This window comes from Mucilaginibacter sp. P4_G9, from assembly GCF_056400985.1.
Genome location: NZ_JBFUKF010000545.1, coordinates 1 through 2,700 on the forward strand (window position 1 = coordinate 1; position 2,700 = coordinate 2,700).

Annotated in this window: 2 protein-coding genes; both read left to right on the forward strand. The window is 41.8% G+C overall.

Annotated features, from left to right (window positions below; all coding sequences use genetic code 11):
• A partial coding sequence (locus tag AC1DPZ_RS25060; protein WP_477408615.1) for an FtsX-like permease family protein occupies positions 1-1,678 on the forward strand: 1,678 nt, incomplete at its 5' end.
• A gap of 309 nt (positions 1,679-1,987) precedes the next feature.
• Positions 1,988-2,700, forward strand: a 713-nt coding sequence (locus AC1DPZ_RS25065) for an ABC transporter permease (RefSeq protein ID WP_477408617.1), incomplete at its 3' end; no start/stop codon positions are given.

The following is a 2,700-nucleotide window of genomic DNA, read 5'->3' on the forward strand; positions in this document are numbered from 1 at the left end:
CCTTTCACCTAAAACGGTCGAAGCAGCCATAACCAAAGTTCAGGATAAGGATGCGGCAAAAATTTTCAAATATATTTTACAACCCATTAAGGAAGTCCATTTTGATGGCAGGTATAGTGGTGTGATACAGAAATCGTTACTGACCACGCTTGGTATTGTAGGTTTACTGCTTATCGTTATAGCCTGCGTTAACTTCATCAATATGGCAACTGCGCAAAGCTTTAAACGGGCTAAAGAAATTGGTACCTGCAAGGTTTTAGGGAGTACGCCATCGGCAATATTTATCCAGTTTATGGCCGAAACTTCATTGATAGTTTTATCTGCCGGTTTATTGGCCGTTGTATCCGTGTGGCTGTTTTTACCTGTTTTAAACTCCTGGCTACAAACAACACTTACTTTTAATTTTGTGCAGAATAGAGCGCTGTTTGCCTTTATAGCACTCTCCGTAGCTATCATCACTATAGCAGCAGGTTTTTACCCAGCCTCGATTTTGAGCAGGTTTAAACCGGTGAACGCATTGAAAAACCAGGTGAATGGCGACTTGCAATCTGCCGGATTTAGCCGTAAAAGTTTGATAGTTATTCAAAATGTCATAGCACAGGTGCTCATTATAGGTACTATCATTATTACCATGCAGGTGCGTTACCTTAAAACTGCCGACCTTGGCTTTAACAAAACCGGGGTGATCATGCTGCCATTGCCCGATTTTGATAAGGGTAAAACAGATTTTCTACGTAACCAGTTATTGGCCAATCCGGGTATCAGCGCTGTTTCTTTTTGCTACCGGGCGCCATCATCAACTGCGGATAAAGGGGGCTCAATAAAATATGATGGTCGTGAATGGGAAAAATTTGTTGGGCGTACCGTTATGGGCGACGCCGGATATGCTAAAACTTTCGGTCTCCGTATCATTGCCGGGAGAAACATTGCCGAAGCTGATTCGGCTAAAGAATACCTGGTGAACCAACAACTCATGCAAAAATTAGGCGTAAAAGATCCGCAACAGATCATCGGTCGCAAATTTACGGCCGGCGATCTCTCCGATAGCCCTGGTACTATTGTTGGCGTAGTGAAAGATTTTCATGCCAAATCATTATACAAAGCTATTGAACCAACGTATATCAGCACCTTTCGCAGTGCCTATCAATACGCCGGTATCAGGATAGATATGAAAAACCGCGCCGAAGCTTTGGCCCAGGTGCAAAAAATATGGCAATCGGTGTTTCCTGATAACGTTTTTGAATATAGTTTTCTGGATGAGCAAATTGCCGGTTTTTATCAAAGGGAAGACCTGTTAAATAAGCTTATCACATCGAGCGCTATAATAGCGATTTTTATCAGCTGTCTTGGCCTTTTAGGGCTGATCTCACTGCTTACCATCCAGCGTACCAAAGAGATCGGTATTCGTAAAGTACTTGGTGCATCGGTGGCAAACATTACCGGCTTGCTTTCTGTCGATTTTATTAAATTGGTGCTCATCGCTATTGTAGTGGCCTCACCAATAGCCTGGCTCATGATGAGCAAATATCTGCAGGATTTTGCTTACCGCATAGCTATTCAATGGTGGGTATTTGCACTTGCTGCTGTTATTGCCATACTCATTGCATTTGTAACGGTAAGCTATCAATCACTTAAAGCGGCCATGGCCAACCCGGTAAATAGTTTGAGGAATGAGTAATTTTATGGTGAAGGACTTTCAGACAAAAGACTTTTAGAGCAAGGAGCAAAGACTTTTGGACGAAGGACTTTCGGGATAAAGATGTGTTTGTCTTCTTTTGTCCCTCGTTTTACTCTTTTATCCTTTGTCTGAAAGTCTTTGCTCCTTTGTCTGAAAATCCTTACTCACCTTTTCACTGTATCATTACCGTACACCCACTGTCACACTTACGAACACATTCGTATTGTTAACTTATGTTAATATATTGATTATTAGCTATTTGCTGTTTTGGTATATGTTTTAAACTACGTATCAAAATCTGCAGATAATATGATCAAAAATTACATCAAAATTGCCTGGCGAAATATAGTCAGGCATAAGGCTTATTCAAGCATTAACATAGCCGGGTTAACCGTAGGCATTGCAGCTTGTTTACTCATTTTTGTGATTATCAAATTTGAACTGAGTTTTGATACCTATCAGCCCAATTTCAAAAATATATACCACATTGTAACCCAGGAGAAGCATGAAGCCGATCTTACTTATAACCCAGGTATTGCAGTGCCCGCCACCGAAGCTTTGCGTTTAGATTTTCCGCAGGCAAAAGTAGCTGCTGTAAACAGCAGCTATGGCAGCCAGATAACGGTACCTGAAGGTGCAGGCAGCAACAATGGTGATAAGAAATTCACCGAGAACCTTGGCGTCCTTTTTATCGAACCACAGTTTTTTGACATTTTCAGTTCAAAATGGCTGGCTGGGAGTGCCTCTGTTTTGAAAGACCCGGATATGGTGGTGATTGATAAAAGCACGGCTATCAAATACTTTGGCGACTGGGAGAATGTGATTGGCAAAACCCTTAAAATGGATAATGTACTCACGCTCAAAATCGCCGGTGTAATTGAAGATGCCCCGGTAAACAGCGATTTTCCATTCAAGATAATGGTATCGTTTGTTACCTGGAAAGCGCATGGCAAAGATTATAACTACAGCAACGAATGGGGATCAACCAGCAGTAACCACCAGGTATTTATGCTGTTCCCATC